At 64.8% G+C, this 13,671-nt stretch carries 14 protein-coding genes and 1 pseudogene; 9 read left to right on the top strand and 6 right to left on the bottom strand.

Features of this window, described 5'->3' with window-relative positions; all coding sequences use genetic code 11:
* Positions 1-85: 85 nt before the first annotated feature.
* From PE067_RS03410 to PE067_RS03395, 4 genes are all read left to right on the top strand, one after another.
* Complete coding sequence (locus tag PE067_RS03410) at positions 86-1,609, top strand: recombinase family protein (protein ID WP_276187848.1); 1,524 nt, start codon at positions 86-88, stop codon at positions 1,607-1,609.
* Complete coding sequence (locus tag PE067_RS03405; protein WP_276187847.1) at positions 1,609-2,520, top strand: plasmid partitioning protein RepB C-terminal domain-containing protein; 912 nt, start codon at positions 1,609-1,611, stop codon at positions 2,518-2,520. The genes PE067_RS03410 and PE067_RS03405 overlap by 1 nt, the downstream gene beginning before the upstream one ends.
* Positions 2,517-3,434, top strand: a complete 918-nt coding sequence (locus PE067_RS03400) for a plasmid partitioning protein RepB C-terminal domain-containing protein (protein WP_276187846.1) — start codon at positions 2,517-2,519, stop codon at positions 3,432-3,434. Before PE067_RS03405 ends, PE067_RS03400 begins: the two co-directional genes overlap by 4 nt.
* Before the next feature lie 415 nt (positions 3,435-3,849).
* Positions 3,850-4,605 carry an IS5 family transposase gene (locus tag PE067_RS03395; RefSeq protein WP_276187255.1) on the top strand — a complete coding sequence of 252 codons (756 nt, stop codon included), beginning with the start codon at positions 3,850-3,852 and terminating at the stop codon, positions 4,603-4,605.
* 198 nt (positions 4,606-4,803) lie between these two features.
* Here the strand turns inward: PE067_RS03395 and PE067_RS03390 are convergent, their stop codons facing one another.
* The 5 genes and pseudogenes from PE067_RS03390 to PE067_RS03370 form a co-directional block, all read right to left on the bottom strand.
* The gene (locus tag PE067_RS03390; protein WP_081962562.1) at positions 4,804-5,001 is read right to left on the bottom strand and encodes a hypothetical protein; all 198 of its coding nucleotides are present in this window, start codon (positions 4,999-5,001) and stop codon (positions 4,804-4,806) included.
* Positions 4,998-5,294: pseudogene (locus PE067_RS03385) on the bottom strand (hypothetical protein); the annotation flags it as partial. The pseudogene PE067_RS03385 and the gene PE067_RS03390, both read right to left, overlap by 4 nt.
* 571 nt (positions 5,295-5,865) lie before the next feature.
* A complete protein-coding gene (locus PE067_RS03380) occupies positions 5,866-6,024 on the bottom strand; it encodes a hypothetical protein (protein WP_276187844.1) in 159 nt (52 codons plus the stop codon).
* A 116-nt stretch (positions 6,025-6,140) separates the two neighbouring features.
* Positions 6,141-6,965, bottom strand: coding sequence for an AAA family ATPase (locus PE067_RS03375; RefSeq protein WP_276187843.1), 825 nt, complete (start codon positions 6,963-6,965; stop codon positions 6,141-6,143).
* A 1,210-nt stretch (positions 6,966-8,175) separates the two neighbouring features.
* The gene (locus tag PE067_RS03370; RefSeq protein WP_276187842.1) at positions 8,176-8,520 is read right to left on the bottom strand and encodes a hypothetical protein; all 345 of its coding nucleotides are present in this window, start codon (positions 8,518-8,520) and stop codon (positions 8,176-8,178) included.
* Between the two features lie 52 nt (positions 8,521-8,572).
* Between PE067_RS03370 and PE067_RS03365 the strand changes: the two genes are divergently transcribed.
* The gene (locus tag PE067_RS03365) at positions 8,573-9,895 is read left to right on the top strand and encodes a recombinase family protein (RefSeq protein ID WP_276187841.1); all 1,323 of its coding nucleotides are present in this window, start codon (positions 8,573-8,575) and stop codon (positions 9,893-9,895) included.
* Positions 9,895-10,275 carry a hypothetical protein gene (locus PE067_RS03360; protein ID WP_276187840.1) on the top strand — a complete coding sequence of 127 codons (381 nt, stop codon included), beginning with the start codon at positions 9,895-9,897 and terminating at the stop codon, positions 10,273-10,275. The genes PE067_RS03365 and PE067_RS03360 overlap by 1 nt, the downstream gene beginning before the upstream one ends.
* A 9-nt stretch (positions 10,276-10,284) precedes the next feature.
* Here the strand turns inward: PE067_RS03360 and PE067_RS03355 are convergent, their stop codons facing one another.
* A complete protein-coding gene (locus tag PE067_RS03355; RefSeq protein ID WP_276187839.1) occupies positions 10,285-11,223 on the bottom strand; it encodes a metallophosphoesterase in 939 nt (312 codons plus the stop codon).
* Positions 11,224-11,851: 628 nt separating this feature from the next.
* On the opposite strand from PE067_RS03355, the gene PE067_RS03350 reads away from it, so the two are divergent.
* The 3 genes from PE067_RS03350 to arsC are packed head-to-tail and all read left to right on the top strand — an operon-like array spanning position 11,852 to position 13,619.
* Positions 11,852-12,175 (top strand): metalloregulator ArsR/SmtB family transcription factor, encoded by a 324-nt coding sequence (locus tag PE067_RS03350; protein ID WP_276187838.1) that lies wholly within the window; start codon positions 11,852-11,854, stop codon positions 12,173-12,175.
* The gene (arsB, locus tag PE067_RS03345) at positions 12,172-13,191 is read left to right on the top strand and encodes an ACR3 family arsenite efflux transporter (protein ID WP_276187837.1); all 1,020 of its coding nucleotides are present in this window, start codon (positions 12,172-12,174) and stop codon (positions 13,189-13,191) included. The genes PE067_RS03350 and arsB overlap by 4 nt, the downstream gene beginning before the upstream one ends.
* Positions 13,188-13,619 carry an arsenate reductase (glutaredoxin) gene (gene arsC / locus PE067_RS03340; RefSeq protein ID WP_276187836.1) on the top strand — a complete coding sequence of 144 codons (432 nt, stop codon included), beginning with the start codon at positions 13,188-13,190 and terminating at the stop codon, positions 13,617-13,619. Before arsB ends, arsC begins: the two co-directional genes overlap by 4 nt.
* The last annotated feature ends 52 nt before the right edge of the window (positions 13,620-13,671 follow it).

Genomic DNA, 13,671 nt, shown 5'->3' with positions numbered 1-13,671 from the left:
ACGAATTTTCCTTGAATGACGGGGAGGTGTGCACTTGGGGGGGCGTTGGACGACCAATTCGAACAGGAACGACGGGCTGCCCGAGATGGACGTGCCTGCGGTCGCCTATGTCCGGATGTCCACCGATCACCAGAAATGCTCAACCGAAAACCAGTTGGACGTCATCCGCAGCTATGCGGCTGCGCGCGGTCTGCAGATCCTGCGGGTATTCGAGGATGCGGGTCGGAGCGGGCTACGCCTCGACGGGCGCGAGGCGCTGCAGAATCTGATGGCCGAGGTTCAATCCGGTCAGGCCGATTTCAAGGCGATACTTGTCTATGACGTCAGCCGCTGGGGCAGATTTCAGGATGCCGACGAAGGCGCCTATCACGAGCATGTCTGTTCGCGCGCGGGGATCCGCGTCCACTACTGCGGCGAGCAGTTCGAGAATGACGGCAGCATCGGCTCGAACCTGCTAAAGACCGTCAAACGGGTGATGGCGGGCGAATACAGTCGCGAGCTGTCCGTGAAGGTCTTCGCTGGGCAATGCCGCCTCGTCGAGCTGGGCTATCGCCAAGGTGGCGCGGCCGGATACGGGCTGCGACGGGTACTGATCGACGAGCACGGCAACCTGAAGGGCGAGTTGTCGCGCGGCGAGCAGAAGAGCCTGCAAACCGACCGCGTGATCCTGGTGCCCGGCCCGGAAACGGAACAGCGCGTCGTCCAGCGCATGTACGAGATGTTCGCGGGCGAGGGCCGTCCGGAGCGCGAGATTGCGGAGACCTTGAACGCCGAAGGGCACCGCACCGATCTTGACCGCCTCTGGACGCGGGCGACCGTCCATCAGGTGTTGACCAACGAAAAATACATCGGAAACAACGTATTCAATAAGGTGCCATTCAAGCTGAAGCAGCGCCGTGTGGTGAACCCGCGCGAGATGTGGATCCGCGCGGAAGGTGCCTTTCCCGCCATCGTCGATCAGGCTCTGTTCCTGCGCGCTCGGGAGATCATGGATGCGCGCAGCCGCCATTTCTCGGACGAGGAACTGCTGGAAGCCCTGCGCGCGATCCTGAAACGCCAGGGGATGCTGTCGGGGCTGATCATTGACGAGGAGGACGGCCTGCCGTCCTCCAGCGCCTATCGCAGCCGCTTCGGCAGCCTGCTGCGGGCATACCGGCTGATCGGCTACGAGCCAGACCGCGACTATAGCTACATCGAGATCAATCGCGCGCTGCGGCAGGCCCACCCGCAGGTGGTGGCCGAGATCATGGCGGGGGTCACCCGCCACGGCGGATGGGCCGTGCAGGACCCGGCGACAGACTTGGTTCGCATCAACGACGAGTTGACGGTTTCCATCGTGCTCGCCCGCTGCACGGCGACGGCGGCCGGATCGCTGCGGTGGCATATCCGCCTTGACACCGGCCTCGTCCCTGACATCACGATTGCGGTGCGCATGGACGAAGTAAACGAGGCGCGGCGGGATTACTACGTGCTGCCCAGCATCGACATGACCTTTGGCCGCCTGAAATTCGCCGAGCAGAACGGACTGGCGCTGGATGCCTACAGGTTCGATACGCTTGATTTCTTCTACGCGCTCGCCTCGCGGGCCATGATCGCGGAGGTGGTGTGATGCTCGAGGATATGGAGCCGAAGAGCAACAAGCAGGTGACCCTGATCCCGACCGACAAAATTCGGATCCTCAACCCGCGAGTCCGCAACCGGCGAACCTTCGAGGAAATGGTGGCCAACCTTGCCCGCATTGGCTTGAAGCGCCCGATCACCGTGGCGCCGCGCAAAGGCACCGATCCGCTGGAATATGACCTCGTCTGCGGACAGGGCCGCCTCGAGGCCTTCATCCAGCTCAAGCAGGACCGCATCCCGGCCATCGTGATTGAGGCCGACGAGAGCGATTGCCTCGTGATGAGCCTCGTCGAGAACTGCGCGCGGCGACAGCACAACCCGATCGACCTGATGCGCGAAATCGGCGCACTCCGCAAACGAGGCTACAGCGACCGTCAGATCGCCGAGAAAATCGGTGTTTCCACGGAATACGTCACCATGATCGCCGGGTTGCTGGAAAACGGCGAGGAACGCTTGGTCTCAGCCGTGGAAACCGGCCTCCTGCCATTGAACCTCGCCATCCAGATTTCTAAGACCGACGCAAAGGGCGCGCAGAAGGCGCTGATGGACGCCTACACACAAAACAAGCTGCGCGGCAGAAAGCTGACCCTCGTGCGCCGGCTGATCCAGCAGCGCGACCTGCGAGGTCCGCAGCTGCGCCACAATCCCTTTGGCCGCCGCGACGGGGCGAAGCGGGCGCTGACCAGCGAAGGGCTGGTGCGGGCCTACCAGCAGGAAGCCACCCGTCAGAAGCTGTTGATCAAGAAGGCAGAGTTGACACAGAGCCGATTGATGTTCGTGCGCGAGGCGTTTCGGAAACTCTGCACGGACGAGCATTTCATGACGCTTCTGCGGGCCGAAGGGCTCGAGACGATGCCGGGTGACCTCGCCAGAACTGTCACGGATGGGAGGCCGACTTGAACCGCGATGCGAACCAGCCCCCATATGACGTCAATCGCGGTTTCGAAGACGACTGCGTCACCATTGCCATCGAGGCGATCCTTCCGCTGCGCACGCTGGGCAAGTCCGCCAAATCCAGCCGGAAGTATCGACAGATCCAAGCCTCCATTGGCGAGATAGGTCTTGTCGAGCCGCCGGTCGTGGCGCGAAACCCGGATCGATCCGCCACATGGCTGCTGCTCGACGGGCATATGCGGATCGAGGTATTGAAGGACCAAGGCGTTCAGGATGTGGAATGTTTGGTTTCCACCGATGACGAGGCGTTCACCTACAACAGGCAGGTCAGCCGCCTCGCTCCGGTCCAGGAACACAAGATGATCCGCAAGGCAATCGAGCGCGGCGTCTCTGATGAGAAAATCGCAGCCGCGCTTGATCTCAATCTCAGCAGCATTCGGCGCAAGATTCACCTTCTGCACGGGGTCTGCGAGGAAGCGGTGGCGATCCTGAAGGACAAGCCATGCACGGCCGCCGTCTTCGAGGCGCTGCGCAAGATGAAGACCATGCGGCAGATCGAGACCGCAGAGTTGTTGGTGAACGCGAACAACTATTCCGTCGCCTATGTGAACGCGATCCTCGCGGGAACACCGCAATCGCAATTGCTCGAGTCGTCGAAGCCGAAGAAGGTCAAGGGCATCACTCCAGAGGCCATGGCGCGGATGGAACAGGAACTGGCCCGACTGCAGGAGGGTATCGCTTCGATCCAGAACACATACGGCCAGGATCACCTGCATCTTACCGTGATCAAGGGATATGTCGGCAGGCTCCTCGGGAATGCTCGTGTCGTGCGTTATCTCGCGCAGAACCACCGCGAATTCCTCGGCGAGTTTCAGACAATCACCAAGATCACACCGGTGGAAGCCGATAACCCCGACTGACGGGGCGGTAGCGGAGGATGGGGACCCGGACCCGAAAGCGCGGGGACCGCGGGAGACGCCGGACTGTGGGCCGGATCGAGCGCGGTGGTGGGGATGGCGGCGAACCCGTTCGGAGCCCACCAGGCTGGCTCGAGTTTTCGCCGGCCGCGTGGCCGCACCTGCGGCTGCGTCAAACTCTGGGCGTGTCGGAGGCGGCCCGCTCCGACACGCCCCATTTCCCAATGTGGCAGACTGAATCTCGGGCATTCCTTAAGGTGTTGCAATCCGTGCCAAACTGCGGCGTCGTCCGGGTGCCGCCAATGGACTCCAGCACGTTGACCGCTTTGTTTTACTTCCGGATCTCGGATGCTAGGCTCAGGACCCATTGATTTCCGACTGGCGGCGTGATTCACGGTTCGAAAAGCGAGCGGTGACCATGTCTGATCTTTTTTGGTTGACGGACGCGCAGATGGCGCGTCTTGAGCCTTTCTTCCCCAAGTCCCACGGCAAGCCTCGCGTCGATGATCGACGCGTGTTAAGCGGGATTATCTTCATCAATCGCAATGGCTTACGGTGGCGCGATGCCCCGGCAGCCTATGGCCCGCACAAGACACTATACAACCGTTGGAAGCGGTGGAGCGACAAGGGCATCTTTGCCCAAATGATGGCGGGTCTGGCGGCCGGGCACGGCGAAGAGAAGACCGTGATGATCGACGCCACTTACCTGAAGGCCCACCGCACCGCGACCAGCATGGGCGTGAAAAAGGGGGCGTGGGCGCCTGATTGGTCGCACCAAGGGCGGCATGAACACCAAGTTGCACGCCATCTGCGACAGCCAGGGCGCCCCCTCAACCTGTTCGTCACTGCCGGACAGGTCAGCGATTACATCGGCGCGCGGGCATTGCTGAGCAGCCTGCCGGATGTCGATTGGCTGCTCGGGGATCGCGGCTATGACGCCGACTGGTTCAGAGAAGCGTTGAAAGACAAAGGGATACGCGCCTGCATCCCAGGCCGGAAGCAGCGGAAGAAAACCGTCAAGTACGACAAGCGCCGGTACAAACGGCGCAACCGGATCGAGATCATGTTCGGCAGGCTCAAGGATTGGAGGCGTGTGGCGACCCGGTACGACCGTTGCCCCAAGGTATTCTTGTCAGCAATCGCACTTGCTGCCCTCGTCATCTACTGGCTTTGAAACTCAATGAGTCCAGACCCTAGATCAATTGCGACGTTATCCGTAAACGGGGTTCTTTGTTGAGCGATACGGCCCAACTCTCCTTGCTTACCACCTCTTTACCCAGTTCGCCACGATCAGCCCCGGCGCGCTGTCCAGCGCCCGGTCCGCATCCCGCGCAAGATCCAGCCGCTTCCACGTCGGCTGGTGTCCAAGGGGTCATTTCCTCACCTCTCGTTGTGTTGGGCGCGCGCCGTAGAGACGCTCGCCGAGTTGCCGCACCAGCTCCCGCTCAGGCCAAGTAAGTCTCTGATCGTCAAGGGAAACTGCGAACACGCGTTGCTCCTTCCAGCCGTCGCGCTTGACCTGTTCGGGGTTGCGGCGCTCGCCGCCATAGCCACGGGGAAACCGCCTCATTGCAGGCCCCCCTTGGTCTCCAGCGCCCAGAGCAGGATCGCGATGGCGTCGGCCTCGTTGTCGTCGGCGGGGCTGAAGCCGCGCGCCCCGGCCGCGGCGATCATCGCCTGCTTGGGAGCGTTGCCCTTGCCGGTGGCGTGGCGCTTGATCGTGCCGACCGGGACGCCCTCGTAGGGAATGCCGCGCAGTTCGGCCCATGCGGTCAGCGTGGCCATCAGCCCGCCATAGACATGGGCCGCGTCGGTGGCCGCGTGGCGGCGGACCTCCTCGAACCAGATGGCGGCGACGGGCCCGTGGCGGTGCCGAGGTCGAGCGCCAGCATCGCGCGGTTGGCCCGGACGGCGGGTGGCAGATCGGGGATTGCCTCGCGGCGGTGTGCGGCGAGAGTCAGGTCAGCCATGAGTAGTCTCCTCTTCTGGTTGGCTGCTCGGGTGGAAGACGACGGCGGTCTGGTGCTTGGCGGTACGGGGCCGCCGTCGCCGGATCGGAAGGTTGGCGCGTGGGCAGGCATCGCGCGCGAAACCCCTGAGGGTGGGCGTGGGAGAACCCGCCTGCGGCGTTCTCCCCCACCCCCGGAGGGGTGGTTTCACCCCCGAAACTGGAAAACCGCATCAACACGCTGACAAGAAATGGGAATTCCAGTTTCGGGAGGGTGCTTTCGCCTGACTCGCCCGAAACTGGGTGCAGCGTAGCGGTTGCGGCATCCGCGCAATCCTGCGGGGGCAGTTTCGGATGCGGGCCGAAACTGGGCACAGCGGGCGCTTTGCGCTTCTGCGTGAGGGTGGCAGGGCAGTTTCGGCAAGGCCACATCTGGTTCAAACTGGCCGCTGCGCAATTCTGTGCGAGAGCGATCTGCGGGGGCGATCATGTCCGTTCACCCTCCGGATAAACCCAGACCTGGGGGTTCTCGACCTCGAGCAGCGCCCCTGTCTGCGGCGATTTGTAATGGGTGGGCAGCACTGCGATGCTGGCGAGGTTGACCTCGCCGGTCGCCGGATCGACATCCTCGCCGCCCGTGGGCATGACCATCCCCTCGACGCAGAGGTACCCGAAGCGCGACCGCGACGGCCCAAGCCCGTAGAGGGCGCCGTCGCGGATGCAGGCTGATCGCCCCCTTGGTGGCTTGAACGGCGATCCGGTCACGGATGGTCGACTGGCTGCCGAGACCGTGCTGGTTCTCGAAGGCCTCGCGGAACTGCGTCGAGGTGTAGAGCCGCCCCTCGGCGGCCTCGGCGAGCAGGATCGAGAGGATGACGTCGCGCTTGCGATCCCGCTCGGCGTCGTGCTTCGCGCCCATTTCCTGGCCGCACGACGCGTTCGAAGAGCCGGCTGACCTCAACCCATGTGCCCCCGATCTTGTCGACCAGCTTCGCCTCCAGGGCCGGGCCGTTGCGCAGTTCGATCTCGAGGCGGCGGGTGGTGCTGTCGTCGTCGGGGCGGTGCAGGATCAGGCCGGAGGTGTAGTAGCCCCGGAGAGCACTGGCACCGGAGAGAGCCAGGAACGGATCGTCCTTCACCTGCTGCTTCGAGAGCTTCTTCGTGTGGTGGACGAGGATGACGCCGGCATCGGGATTGACCGCTGCCTGCAGCGCTTCGACGCGTTCCTTGAGGAAGAACATCATCGCGCTGTTGTCGTTCTCGCCGGCGCTGCCGCCGTTCGGACCCGCCGGCCCGCCGTCGAAGACGTTCCGGATCGGATCGATGCAGATGATATCGGGCGGGCTCTCGGGAAAGGCGCTCCGGATTGCCTCCAGCACTCGGGTGACTGCCACTCGTGCGTCGAGCAGCAGCTTCAGCCGCGGGGTGGCCACAGAGCCGTCTCGGGCGGCAACAAGGACTTCGGACGGCAGGCCGATCTGGTGGAGGCGCTCGCGCAGGTAGTGATACTGCAGCTCGGCCTGCAGATAGAAAATCCGCAGCGGCCGCGGCAGGGTGAAGCCGAGGAAGGGCACGCCGGCCGCCATGTTGCACAAGCAATGCGATCAGCCAGGTCGCTCTTGCCGACCTTGGGCGCGCCGCCCAGCGCCAAGAGGCCGCCCGGCGTCAGCACGCGCGGGCCGATGATGTCGTCGGGCATCGGGCTCGTGTCGTCGAGCAGCGCGCCCAGCGTGAAGGTGGGCAGGTCGGTTTGCGCGGGCGCCGCGCTGTCGAGACGGATCAGCGGCGACCCGTGCCGCTTGATATGCAGCTTCCACAGGCGGTTGGTCTCGCGCTTCAGCCGGTCGAGCGGCCAGCAGGGGCGCAGCATCGCGGCGTTGTAGCCGGAGATCGCCGTCCAGCCCTCGTCCATCGACATCCGGCCCTCGTGGACCGGCCGCAGGAAATAACCGATGGCGGCCGAAGCACCCTCGAAACGGGACCAGTCGTCCGTGCCGCCCTCGTGCACCAGGGTCACCAGCACGTCGTCAATGGCGGGTTTCTCGCGGGGCTCTGCCGTCGCCATGCCGACGCCTGGCATGGGCGGCATGTCGGCGACGCGCTCAGCCATCTCGGCGTGATCGACCTCGAGCTCTGTCGCCTCGCGGATCTGCACCAGCCGGGTGAGCCCGCCCTTGTGATAGACGGTGCCGGGCACGCGGATCGGCTGGTGGGCCGAGCGGAAATGCGTGTCGCCACCCACCTTCAGCGCGATCTCGCCACGAAGCTGGCAGAGCCGGGCGAGATCGGCACCCTCCGCGGGTTCGGTCAGCTTCCACCAGACATGGAGCTTGGTCGCGCCCTCGGGCGTGCGCCCGCCGCTCTCGACGGTGAGCGTCGGTCGCCCGAGGTGGTGGACCAGATGATCAAGCTTGGCCGGGATGTCGCCCGAGTCGAGATCGACCACGAGGCTTTGCATCTGCAGGACATCCGCGGCGCGGGTCTGGCCCGTTTCCGCGACGGTGCCGAGGATGACGTAGACCGCAGCCCCCTCGCGCGCGGCCCAGCCGGCGAAGGTGGCGAGCTTCTTTGGCGCGGTGGCGTCCGCCTCGATCCAGATGTTGTGCGGCCGGCCGTCCTTGCCCTGACCCTTGTCGACGAAACCGCGAACCGGGATCAGCCCGTCGGAATAGCCAAAGACCACATCGACGAAGCGCGCGATCTGGCCCGCGTCCGGTTCGACCGCGAAGGGATCGGCCAGAGGTGCCGCGTCGTTGAAATCCCGCCGGGGATTGAAATGGATGATGTTGTCGTCGCTCATGCCGGCAGGCTCCAGCAGCGCTCGGCACACGGGCAGAACCGGCATTCGAAGAAGTCGCGATTGGCGGCGATGCGCGGGAGCAGCTCGCCCGCGTCGGTCGCCCGCAGGATCCGGACGCCGCGGTCCGACATGCGCTGCGCGAGGTCGGCATCGAAGGGCACGAGGTCGTGGTGCAGCTCGGCCGTGTCCTTGTTGATCGCGGTGAACAGCGCGGGGTTCGCGCTGATGCCCGGCACCGTCGCTTCCATGTAGGCTTGGTAGAGCGCGATCTGCGCGGCATAGACCGGCTTCGCGACGGTCACGCCCTTGGCCACCGTCTCGCGCCAGTTCTTCGCGTTCATAGTCTTGCACTCCCAGAGCGCGGGGGTGGCCCATGGTGCGGAGGCCCGCCCCATGAGCCGCGCCAAGCCCGAACCCGTCCGCCGCCTGCGCTGCGCTATCTATACCCGCAAGTCGAGCGAGGAAGGGCTCGACATGGAGTTCAACAGCCTCGACGCGCAGCGCGAAGCCTGCGAGGCCTACATCGCCTCCCAGCGCGCCGAGGGCTGGGTCGCCCTGCGCGACCGCTACGACGACGGCGGCTTTTCCGGCGGGACGCTGGACCGCCCGGCGCTGACGCAGCTGATCGCCGACATCGAGGACGGTTTGGTCGACGTGGTCGTGGTCTACAAGATCGACCGCCTCAGCCGCGCGCTGATGGACTTCTCAAAGCTGGTGGAGATCTTCGACCGCCTCGGCGTGACCTTCGTCTCGGTCACCCAGTCTTTCAACACCACCACGTCCATGGGCCGGCTGACGCTGAACATCCTGCTCAGCTTCGCCCAGTTCGAACGCGAGGTGATCGGCGAGCGGATCCGGGACAAGTTCGCGGCCTCCCGCCGGAAGGGGATGTGGATGGGCGGTCCGGTGCCCCTTGGCTATGTCGTGAAGGACCGCAAGCTGGTGATCGAGCCCGCTGAGGCGGAACAGGTCCGGACGATCTTCCGCCTCTATGCGCGGTCAAGTTCCACCGCGCAGGTGCTGAAGGAACTGCACGCGCGCGGGATCCGCACCAAGCGCGGCGCGGTGTTCGACCGGGGCTACCTGCTGAAGTTCCTGCACAACAAGGTCTATCTCGGCCTCGCGGTGCACAAGGACGACGTCTATCCGGGCGAACACGCCGCGATCATCGACCAGAAGCTATGGGACGAGGTGCACGCGGTCATCGCCAACAACCGTGTGGCGCGGGCGGCGGTGGCGCGCGCGGCGCAGCCTGCGCTCCTGCGCGGGCTGATCTTCACCGAGACCGGTGCCGCCATGACGCCGCACCACACCAAGCGGAAGGGCAAGCGTTACTGCTACTACACGTCCATGGACGTGATCCGGAACGATCCTGCAGCCGAGTTGCGTGGGCCGCAGCGGCTGCCAGGTGCCATGGTCGAGGAGGCCGTCATCGGCGAAATCCGCCGGATGCTGCGCACGCCCGAGGTGGCGGCGCGCACGGCGCGAGCGGTCCGGAAGGACCGTCCCGATCTCGACGAGACCACCGTCGTCGTCGCGCTGGCGCAGTTCGATGACCTGTGGAAAGCGCTGATCCCGGCCGAGCAGGCACGCATCGTCCAGCTTCTGGTCGCGCGCATCACCGTGAGCGAGGCGGGCATCGCCATCGACCTGCGCCACGATGGGCTGGGCGCTATCGCGGCGCTGATGGCCCCGCCGAAGAGGGAGGTCGCCTGATGCCCGAGCCCGAGACCCTGCGCGTCCATATCCCGCTCGAACTCCGCCGTCGCGGCGGTCGTCCCCGGATCCTTCCGCCGAAGCATGTCGAGGCCGCCATGGGCCGCGGGCAGGATCCCCACCTGCTGCGCGCCATCGGCCGCGCATGGGGCTGGCGGCAGCGGCTGGAACGCGGCGACGTCGCCACGCTCGCCGACCTCGCCGCCGACGAGGGCCTCTCCGACCGCTACGTCGGCCGCCTCCTGCGGCTTGCGTGGCTGGCGCCAGAGGTTCTTGAGCGGCTGGTCGTCCACCGCGAGCCTTCGACGATCAGCATCTACGATCTGTGCTTCGTCGCATCCCTTCCGTGGGACGAGCAGCCGGGGCGGGTGTTCGACTGAGACGAAGGGTCAGTAAGGGATCGCGTGAAGCCAAACCCGGTCGGGGGAGAGCAACGTCTCACCCGGGTGCAGTTCGTATGTGACCAGCGGCCCATCCTTGCCTGCGGAATAGTCGAGGCACAGCGCGTTCGGAGCCTGCAGGACCGGATCGCCGCTGAGCCAGTAGTGACCGAAGAAGACGAGGCGTTCGTGGACGGGATAGGTCTGCGCCATCAGGGTTCCCGGTAGTGGTGCATCGGGCAGATCATCCGGAACAGGAACCGAGATAGAGATGTCACGCCAGGTCCGGGCCCCTGCATTCCACCATTGCAGCCGAACGTGATCGCGGTGGGTGCCGTCTTTGTCGCGGAATGCAAACCCATCGGGAAGCTGGTGTTCGGGCCCCTTCGTGATTTCCTCGGCAAGGTGGAAAAGCTCGTCGGCAGGGTCAGCCGCGCGGATCAACTGCTCTTCGGACAGAACGCCGTCCTTGGTGAGCGCCCGCACGCGGTCGATCGAGGGGGCGACCCAGCAGGCATGCACGGCGCGGAATCCCTCAGCTTCCAGAAACAGCGGGAGGCTGTGCATCCACGCCAGCGCCTCGTGGGTCTCGCCGGCACCGACGGGGAACTCCGCCAGGAAGCTTGCGTGCTGGCGCAGGTTCTTCTCCGAATGAGCGCGGAGGGGCTGGCCGGTCTCGGGGTGGGCCGTGTGGAAGTGAAGGGCATTGAGCTCGTGGTTGCCCATGATCGCGCGGGCCTTGCCGCTGTCGATCAGGTCGCGCACCAGGTGAATGACGGCCCGGTTCTCCGGCCCACGGTCGATGAAGTCGCCCAGAAAAACGATGGTCCGCTCCGGGTCGGGATGGATCCAGCCCGCCGCGTTCCGCCGCCATCCGAGTGCATCGAGCGCTCCCCGTAGTTTCGCGATCTGCCCGTGGATGTCGGGGATGATATCGACTGTTCCCATGCACTCTCCTGAAAATCGTTCCATATGATGATGGCTGGTTCGCAAGTGCCGTTGGTCACCGCCCTGCGCCTTGTAACGCTAACGAGTTCAAGTCCTTTTGTCGTCGGGGTTTTCCGGTTCTCGTCACGGGCGGACACCGCCACCGCTACGCGCCATTCGGCCAGCGCACCCAGCGGCTGCGCCCCTCGCGTGTTGCGGCTCTGTTCCCCTCCAAGGCGATTGACACAAGGCCCGAAGTTTTGGCGGGGTTGAAACTCAGGCCATTGGAAAAGCGTGAAAAAATCCAACCGAACCGAATTCGGTGAGGTTCGCCCGAACAGAGACGGAGAGTCGTTCAGAGCCCGGAACGGGCCCGGCGCGCAGTCTCAGAGGTTCGCATGGGGAGAGCAAAGCCCTTTGAAAACACGACGATTTCCGCACCTCGTGGGGAACCTGTCCGTGTTCGCAACAGGGATAATGGCGGAGGGAATGGGCCTGACGTCCAACCTTCTCCACCTTAAATCATTGATTTAAAACGATCACGAGAGGTCGCTTCGCCCGTTTGGCCACGATGGTTGCTCTGCAGCGAACACCATTGTGTGCACTACATTTATCGTCTATCGACGATTGACGAACACAGGGATTGCTCATGCAGGATACTGACATCGAGATCGCTGACCTGGCCAAGGCGCTCGCGCATCCGGCACGGCTGCGCATTCTGCGGCTGCTGCTCGCCACGCCCGGATGCATCGGCGGCGACATCGTGGACGCTGTCGGCCTGGCGCAGTCCACGGTCTCCGAGCACCTGCGCATCCTGAAGGCCGCCGGGGTCATCACCGGCGAGATCTCCGGCCCGCGTACTTGCTACGCGTTGAACCCCGCCGCGCTCGAGCCGCTGGCAGAATTTATCGGCACGCTGACCGCGCCGTCCGCCGCGGTCTGCTGCATGCCCGACGAGAAGGAACTTTCATGAGCCTGTTTGAACGCTGGCTGACCCTCTGGGTCGCCCTCTGCATCCTGGCCGGGCTCGTCCTCGGCAGCCTCGCGCCGGGTCTGTTCGGCGCGCTGGCCGCGCTGGAGGTCGCCTCGGTCAACCTCGTCGTCGCCGTCCTGATCTGGGCGATGGTCTATCCGATGATGATCGCGGTGGATCTCGGATCGCTCAAGGCGGTGGGGCAGCGCCCGAAGGGCCTTGTCATCACGCTGGCCATCAACTGGTTGATCAAGCCCTTCACGATGGCGGCGCTTGCGGTCCTGTTCTTCAACTACGTCTTCGCCGGGCTGATCGATCCTGAGCGCGCGCCGGAATACATCGCGGGCCTGATCCTGCTCGGCGCCGCGCCCTGCACCGCGATGGTCTTCGTCTGGTCGCAGCTGACCAAGGGCGATCCCAACTACACGCTGGTGCAGGTCTCGGTGAACGACCTGATCATGGTGGTGGCCTTTGCCCCTATCGTGGCCTTCCTTCTGGGCGTGACCGACATCAGCGTGCCGTGGGAGACGCTGATCCTGTCGGTCGTCCTCTACATCGTCATTCCCCTGATTGCCGGTCTCCTGACGCGACGTGCGCTGATCGCGAAGGGTGGCGAGGCCGCGGTGACGGCGTTCACGGCGCGCATCAAACCGGCTTCGGTCGTGGGTCTCCTTATCACCGTAGTGCTCCTCTTCGGCTTTCAGGGGCCGGTGATCCTTGCGCAACCGCTGCTGATCGCACTGATCGCGGTTCCGATCATCATCCAGTCCTACGGCATCTTCGCGCTCGGGTATGGATGGGCCTATCTTTGGGCCGTGCCGCACCGGGTCGCCGCGCCCTGCGCGCTGATCGGCACGTCGAACTTCTTCGAACTCGCGGTCGCCGTGGCGATCGGGCTCTTCGGGCTGAACTCGGGCGCGGCTCTGGCCACTGTGGTGGGCGTGCTGGTCGAGGTGCCGGTGATGCTCAGCCTCGTCGCGTTCGCGAACCGGACACGCGAGAGGTTCCCCGCGTGAGCACCTTCCCGGTTGTCATCCACCACAATCCCGACTGCGGCACCTCCCGCAACGTCCTCGGGATCATCCAGGCGGCCGGGTACGAGCCGACCGTCATCGAGTACCTCAAGGAGGGCTGGACGCGCCCGCAGCTTCTGGCGCTGTTCGCAGCCGCCGGGATCACGGTGCGCGAGGCGCTGCGCATTGCGCGCTCACCGGCTGAGGGGATGGGGCTCACCGCGCCGGACGTCTCCGACGACGCATTGCTGGACGCCATGACGCACCAACCGATCCTCGTGAACCGCCCGATCGTCTGCACGCCGAAGGGCGTCAGGCTCTGCCGCCCGTCCGAGACTGTCCTCGATCTGCTCGACAAGCTCCCTCCGGGTCCTTTCGCCAAGGAGGACGGCCAATTGATCATCGACATCGAAGGAAACCGGATTGCCTGACACCCTGACCGATCTGACCACACCAGATGATCCGTCACGTCGTCAAAGACGG

Source organism: Paracoccus sp. DMF-8 (assembly GCF_029309835.1).
In the GTDB taxonomy this organism is placed as follows: Bacteria; Pseudomonadota; Alphaproteobacteria; order Rhodobacterales; family Rhodobacteraceae; genus Paracoccus.
The sequence above is the reverse complement of the archived record's forward strand: the minus strand, read 5'-3'. Positions and strand labels throughout refer to the sequence as shown.